Origin of the sequence: Arsukibacterium perlucidum DSM 18276, from assembly GCF_000382165.1 — a bacterium.
Lineage (GTDB): Bacteria > Pseudomonadota > Gammaproteobacteria > Enterobacterales > Alteromonadaceae > Alishewanella > Alishewanella perlucidum.
The window spans coordinates 23,744-30,064 of the sequence record NZ_KB907737.1 but is presented as its reverse complement, the minus strand read 5'-3'; the positions used below and the strand labels follow the sequence as shown (position 1 = coordinate 30,064).

Genomic DNA, 6,321 nt, shown 5'->3' with positions numbered 1-6,321 from the left:
AATACTGCGTACAGATTTACGACTTTTACCATTGCGAGAGTTACCGGTATTTTTACCGATAGCATCATGTTTGGCATAACCAAGATGTTGCTCCATCTCAGCTTCAAGGGCACGCTCAGCAAGCTTTTTAGTTAACTGCTTAAGGATACCTTGCTCACCAAGCAGGTCTTCAGGGGATCTGTAATCAGCTAATAACTGATCGATAAGCTGGTCTGATACTGGCATTCTTTATTCCTTTCAAATACATGGGTAGAATGCCACTTACACAGATTTTTTTATACTCTCCCAATGTCTTTCGTTCAGGTCCTCTCGCTGTACGGTCTTGGTGTGCTATTCACTTTAATTGTCGTATTTGCCCTTTCACAAACATTCAGTATTCAGTCTGCAAAGCGTATTAAGCAATTTTTAGCAAAAACACAAAAAAGTGTGGTTTCTGATGACTCCTAAAAAACCAATGTTTAAAAGCCAGAGCTTTCTTATTTAGGTACTAACCTAGAGTCTAATAAAAGCCAAGATTAAATCTTGGCCTCAAAAAACTAAATTTTGGCAAATGCCTGTGAAAAGTGCTTTAGATGCTTGTGAAACCTTTGACCACCAGCCGCATTTAAGCGTTTTTGTTCGCAGCAAAAAGGCTTAATAATGTATCCCCAATTACCCTTTTGAGAAAAGTATACAACGTAGTCAATTTGGGTGTCAGTATTGCTCCAAAGGTTTTTGACAACGAAAGATTCATCAGTCGTGTTTAAAGACTTTATTTGAATCCGATAGAAAATTTGTCCGTCAGAAATAAGCAAATCCGTTTTACGACCATGGTCCAGAAACGGCTGAAATACTTCCCATCCATCAGCCATAAACATGCTTGCAGCAAGATTTTCAAAAGAATGATTCTGATATTGACGCTGGTGTTCTGAAGGTAACAGAGATGTTTTAAGTGGCATAGTAAATCCAAAAATTAATGCCGCTGCGTGTTTTGTGGCTACATCGCTAACGACAGAGACAACCTTCTGGTTAATCTCTTAATAATTTAAGAAGCACTATACAACGTATCGTTTGTATCGAGCAGTAACGGAGGCCAGTCCCGAATTTCTGAGATATCCTCAATACTCTTCGCTAATACTGCTATCAGCCCCTTCTGAGGCGTGTTTCTCGATCAGGACGATTCCTGATCAAGTTGGAGCATAATCCAGACGTTAATAAACGTCAACTCCGATTAAACCAGGTTATTTTTCATCAAAAACGTAATTAATTCATCAAAAACCTAATCGACCATTTTTCATAGTGGATTATCTCCTCGTTCATCAACGCACAGGAGCTAATTCATGAATACACAGAGTAAAAAGGTCTTATCAGAAATCGAAACCGCTGAGTATATCGGCATGAGCCGGTCTTTCCTGCGGCAGTCGCGTATGGAAGGTAACCGCGCCAGCGGCACCCCTGCCCCGCCATTTGTCAAAATTGGCCGTTCAGTTCGTTACATCAAAGACGACCTGGATAACTGGCTAAACAGCCTGCAGAAGCTGGAACATTTAAGTCAGTGCGGAGGTACGCACTAATGGAAAAGCTTTCTCCTAATGTACGGCAGCTTTATCGCTGGTTGCAGCAAGGCAATTTTATTGAGCTATGCACCCATGCTGGCAGGTATATCGGACAGATCAGAACAATAGGCACAACACAGCCCAATGGCTTAAGGGCGGCTTTTAATACGCTGTATCAGTATGGTTTGCTAAAAGAAACTGAGTTTTTTGAATACGGCATACGCTGGTCACGCTTTACCGCAAAAACTGATACTGGTGGCGAGGTGCAGCTTGGCTAACTTTCAGCAAACCGTTATTAGCTTAATTACACAGAATATGGACACGGAAAACGCACCATATTTTAACAGCCTGATAAGAGACGACAGGCTATTCTTGCAACAGCGAACTGAGCATTTTCCAGTCGCCATACAACGATTGCTGATTAACCGCTATAAGTCGCACACTGATCGGGTTAAGGCCAATACCGAACTGCGCCACACTACTGATAAATTAAATCAGTTATTACCGCCAGTTATACTGCATAACTTTAATGCTGGTGAAGATGAGCTGCGGGATATTGCTGATGAATATGCTGAGATATGCCGCCAAAAGGTGAAACCACTGTTACGTGCTATTTCTGGAAATCATCCTGCAATTGCGGCTGCAATTTCCAGGAATTTCCAAACGATTCCAGAAAGCAATTCTGAAACTGCATTTGCCCAATCCTTAGTAAATACTGCGGATGGCCAGAAACTGCCAGAAAATGTATTAACAGCAAAACAAAGTCTTGGTAGTGAACTGCGCCTGATTCCGGAAAAAAATTCTGAAATTTCAGAAATCATTCCGGAAACGAAAATGGCTGCAAGTCCGCGTCAATTACAGAGTGGTCGGAAATTTTCAAATCAGGCCGCCGTTAACGCGATAGCGCGCAATGCTGCGAACCCTACCGAAACCATACAATCAGAAAATTCCGTTAACGCACAACTGCGGCTTGAGGCGCAATTGCTGGCCTATGAAAGATGCGCTAACTTCATTAACGGTTTAGGGCTAACAGCACCAACGCCAGACAAAAGTAATACAGTGGGCGGCTGCATTAAACGGATGCAGGATAAGCACTGGTGGTTACGAGTACTTCGTAAATTAATGGTGCGTAAAACCGAAGAATGCATGCTGCACTTAAACAAGGTGCATAAACACGCTGGCATTTACTGCAGTGACATAACCGCCAGTAACCGCAAATATCAAAAGGCGCGCCAGCTTAAAATGCTGGAAAGCATTAGCTTGGTTAATGAGCATGATCAGCGCTATTCACTACGTGAAATATACGACCTGAATATTTCCAACCCAGTTAACCGGCGCAACGTGTTAATGACCCGCATGCGCGGCTTTGAAGATATTGCCAAAGAGCTGGGGCATATTGGTGACTTTATCACCCTGACCTGTCCGTCAAAGTATCACGCCGCTTATGCCAAAAGCGGCAACCGCAACCCAAACTGGCAAGGCTTTACCCCACACCAAGGCCAGCAATATTTATGTGGTATTTGGGCAAAGATACGCGCCGAACTCGACCGACAGGAAATACGCACTTATGGCCTGCGTGTGGCCGAACCACAGCATGACGGCACACCGCACTGGCACTTGATGCTGTTTGTCGAACCTGAGAACTTAAAGGCGTTTAGAGCAGTGATTAATCACTATGCATTTCAGGAAGACGGCGACGAAGCCGGAGCCAGAGAAAACCGCGTTAAATTTGTTGCCATTGACCCGAGTAAGGGATCAGCCACCGGCTATGTGGCAAAGTACATTTGTAAGAATATCGACGGCGCCAACTTGGACGAAGGTGTTTATGGTGAAAACCCGATTGAAGCCGCTGAGCGTGTTGAAGCCTGGGCAAGTTGCTGGGGCATACGCCAGTTTCAGCAAATTGGTGGTGTATCGGTAACGGTGTGGCGCGAGCTGCGACGCCTGCGCAAGCTGGAACAGCAAGACATTACGCTAACAGCAATACATCAAGCTGCAGATACCAGCAACTGGCAAAGCTTTGTTACCCTAATGGGTGGGGTTTTCTGCAAGCGTAAAGAGCAGACCATCAGGCCGCATTACGATATTGAGATAGACACCGACACCGGCCAAATCAGCACCGACTATTACGATGGCTTTATAACAACCAAGCTAAAAGGCATTTGCTACCTTGGCAAAGCCATAATCACCCGTCTGCACCAATGGCGGATAGAATTCGACCGAAGCGCTTTTCGCTCTAACTTGGAGTTCTGTAAATAAGTGTACGAGTTATAACAAGCAGGAATTCTTTCACGACTAACAACGTCAATAGATCAACAAAAAATCTTGCGAAAAAATCTCCGCGATGCTACGTTGACTTTTGTAGAGTTTGCATTTTTGTAATTTCCAAACGGTTTTAGACTACTAATTCAGTTGATTTGTTGAATTTTAATCCAACTAAATATAAAATATGTCGCCCTGTTTTGGGTGAGCAAGGAAACGAACCATGAATTTTGCAAAATTCTTGAAAGCTGCAAAGTCAGAAGACTTAAAGCAAAAAGCAATTGCTGGCTTTAGTGATCGTCAGAAAGAACGAGAAAAAAAATTTGAAGAGCGTTCTAAAAGCTTAGCACCTAGTGACAAATTTTACTCTCGGAGTTATAACTTGTAATTAACTGTTTTCGAGACGAAATTCTAAAGGCAGCCCAGGCTGCCTTTTTTAATGGAATAAAAGTATGCAACCTCCGTATCTAGTATGCGAATTTGATAAAAAAACATTAAGCTCTCTTGTCCGTGAACGTTTTGGTGATGATTTTCCTAATATCCATAGAAAACGGCAGATCCAATTTATATACAATTATCTAAAAGATCTTGGCGCTGCAACAGTATTATTGGAATCAGAGTATGTCGATAAAGACTACTTAGAGGATTATTCAAGATACTATGTCCGATGCTTTAATCGATACGGAGAGCGATGCGCAAGATTGCACTTTTTTAAAAATGACTTCGATGCTGAAGATTTTCAAGAAACCTTAATTAAAAACGAAGCATCATCAATACAAGCTTTCCAAGATAGCTATCTTGGATTTATCGTAGTTAAACCTTTACCAAAAACTTTTATTGGTAAAACCTGCTTAAAAATCTATCCAAGCTTTGCTACCAAGAAAAGAAAAAGCATCCTATCCAAAAAATATGAGGTAAATCTGTTTGGATTAAATCTTGTTATAGACTCAATTGCCTTTCAGGAACAAGATAAAATAGTATCAGCCTGCGCTACCACAGCGATTTGGACAATGTTTCATGCTCAAATGGATTCTGACTCAAAAAAACTCCCTTCTTGCAGTGAGATTACGTTATCAGCAATCAACTGCGTATTCTGCCCCAAAGTGAACACTGATTCTGGTTTAATGTGAAGCATTAGAATGCGATGATAACACCACAAACTCGGTGTCAGCCATAAATCAACAATATGCCAAAGCACCAATTGCTGCTCCCACCCTCAAAACCGGCAAACCCCTATCTACTGAAACAAAGGATGAATCAGGTGAAGACTATTTAACTGACAGTGATGATTTTTTTGACCCAGATACACCCTATTACCAGGACGGCGTTAGTGATGCTATTTACTCTGAAGATTCAGAGCATGAGTCAAATCAGGGGCATATTGCCCCTTCGCCATTCAGTGGTGATGACGTAACCAAGAAGAATAAAAAACGTAAACGCAAATCCAAGGATTCTTGGGAGGGAATTCCTGATGAAATGGATTTAGACCTTCCGGAAGAGCCTGAATGACTAACAACTAATACATGCAACCAAATGTTATATAGTCTGAAAAACTGCAAGGTGAATCGATTAGCTGTTGAATATATTACTTAGCTTTTTCTTCAACTAATACAAGAGCTTGATTAATACGAGTCATAGCGTCACTAGACGATAGCAAATTATTTTTAATTGATTCAACCATCCTGGCGTATTCAGGCTCACTAACGCCAGACAACCCCAGATTAGCTTCAAGCACTTCAGCCACTAAAAGCTGTGCTAAATGCTCTTGACGTTGATCTACAGGAACGTGCACCAAATGCTGTGCTAATACATCTAGCAACGTATTTTCTGTTGCCAATGTCGATTTATCAGCAGGAGAGCGCTGCCCCATTTCTCTGGACTTGCCACTGGAGATCTGGGTTTTACTGGTACGATCAATACTTGATACCATAATTAATGCTTTTGCTGGGTATAAATATCAAATAATACGGAGCCGAAACTATCGTCCGCCATACTTTCATTCTGTTGAATACGTTCGTCAGACAATACGAGCTCAACTAACTTCTTCATATTAGCATTTAACGCTTCGTTCTGGCTATTTAGCGCTAAGCCTTTCTCAATAAGTTTTTTGCATTCAACAGTATTTCCTATCATCGCCGCTATACACCCTCTGGCAAAAAAGGTCAGATAACTCGGGTTTTCATCATCGCTCAATAAAGGTTGCAGTAGCACCATTACCGCGTCAACATTGCCGTTAACCATGTGCAAAAACGCCAGCTGAAATCTTGCAAGGTGCATTTCCGGTTGTAATATCAATGCCTGGCCAAAAGATGCTGCAGCATCATCAACCTTCCCCGATTCAGCTAACTCTGAACCATAGAGAAAATGCAGCTCCGCAACATATGGAAACTGCTCCAATGCCAGCAATAGCTTGCTTTTTGGTAAAAGTCGAGAGTCTGAGTTTTCACTGATTATCTGACGCAAAGCGTCCTGCACGTCGTTAAACATAGAATTTACACTTAGTTGATTTGCTGTTAGTGAAGCA

The 6,321-nt window shown here is 42.0% G+C and carries 10 protein-coding genes; 6 read left to right on the top strand and 4 right to left on the bottom strand.

Annotation, left to right across the window (positions count from 1 at the left end; translation table 11 throughout):
• Together H141_RS0118130 and H141_RS0118125 are read right to left on the bottom strand one after the other, a co-directional pair.
• Nucleotides 1-225: transposase (locus tag H141_RS0118130; RefSeq protein WP_019676929.1), on the bottom strand; the 225-nt coding region annotated here is incomplete at its 3' end.
• A gap of 311 nt (nt 226-536) precedes the next feature.
• Nucleotides 537-938, bottom strand: a complete 402-nt coding sequence (locus tag H141_RS0118125; protein ID WP_026349546.1) for a group I intron-associated PD-(D/E)XK endonuclease — start codon at nt 936-938, stop codon at nt 537-539.
• A 381-nt stretch (nt 939-1,319) separates the two neighbouring features.
• Between H141_RS0118125 and H141_RS0118120 the strand changes: the two genes are divergently transcribed.
• From H141_RS0118120 to H141_RS0118095, 6 genes are all read left to right on the top strand, one after another.
• Entirely contained in the window at nt 1,320-1,553 is a 234-nt protein-coding gene (locus H141_RS0118120) for a helix-turn-helix transcriptional regulator (RefSeq protein ID WP_019677706.1), read from the top strand.
• Nucleotides 1,553-1,813, top strand: a complete 261-nt coding sequence (locus H141_RS0118115; protein ID WP_019677705.1) for a hypothetical protein — start codon at nt 1,553-1,555, stop codon at nt 1,811-1,813. Before H141_RS0118120 ends, H141_RS0118115 begins: the two co-directional genes overlap by 1 nt.
• Before the next feature lie 94 nt (nt 1,814-1,907).
• Nucleotides 1,908-3,794 (top strand): replication endonuclease, encoded by a 1,887-nt coding sequence (locus H141_RS0118110; protein WP_240473145.1) that lies wholly within the window; start codon nt 1,908-1,910, stop codon nt 3,792-3,794.
• Nucleotides 3,795-4,020: 226 nt separating this feature from the next.
• Nucleotides 4,021-4,185, top strand: coding sequence for a hypothetical protein (locus tag H141_RS21580; RefSeq protein WP_019677703.1), 165 nt, complete (start codon nt 4,021-4,023; stop codon nt 4,183-4,185).
• 64 nt (nt 4,186-4,249) lie between these two features.
• Nucleotides 4,250-4,927 carry a hypothetical protein gene (locus tag H141_RS0118100; RefSeq protein ID WP_019677702.1) on the top strand — a complete coding sequence of 226 codons (678 nt, stop codon included), beginning with the start codon at nt 4,250-4,252 and terminating at the stop codon, nt 4,925-4,927.
• 34 nt (nt 4,928-4,961) lie between these two features.
• Nucleotides 4,962-5,306, top strand: coding sequence for a hypothetical protein (locus tag H141_RS0118095; protein ID WP_019677701.1), 345 nt, complete (start codon nt 4,962-4,964; stop codon nt 5,304-5,306).
• Between the two features lie 76 nt (nt 5,307-5,382).
• Here H141_RS0118095 and H141_RS0118090 read toward each other — a convergent pair whose 3' ends face one another.
• Nucleotides 5,383-5,727, bottom strand: a complete 345-nt coding sequence (locus H141_RS0118090) for a hypothetical protein (RefSeq protein WP_019677700.1) — start codon at nt 5,725-5,727, stop codon at nt 5,383-5,385.
• 2 nt (nt 5,728-5,729) lie between these two features.
• Nucleotides 5,730-6,284, bottom strand: a complete 555-nt coding sequence (locus H141_RS0118085) for a tetratricopeptide repeat protein (RefSeq protein ID WP_019677699.1) — start codon at nt 6,282-6,284, stop codon at nt 5,730-5,732.
• Between the last annotated feature and the right edge of the window lie 37 nt (nt 6,285-6,321).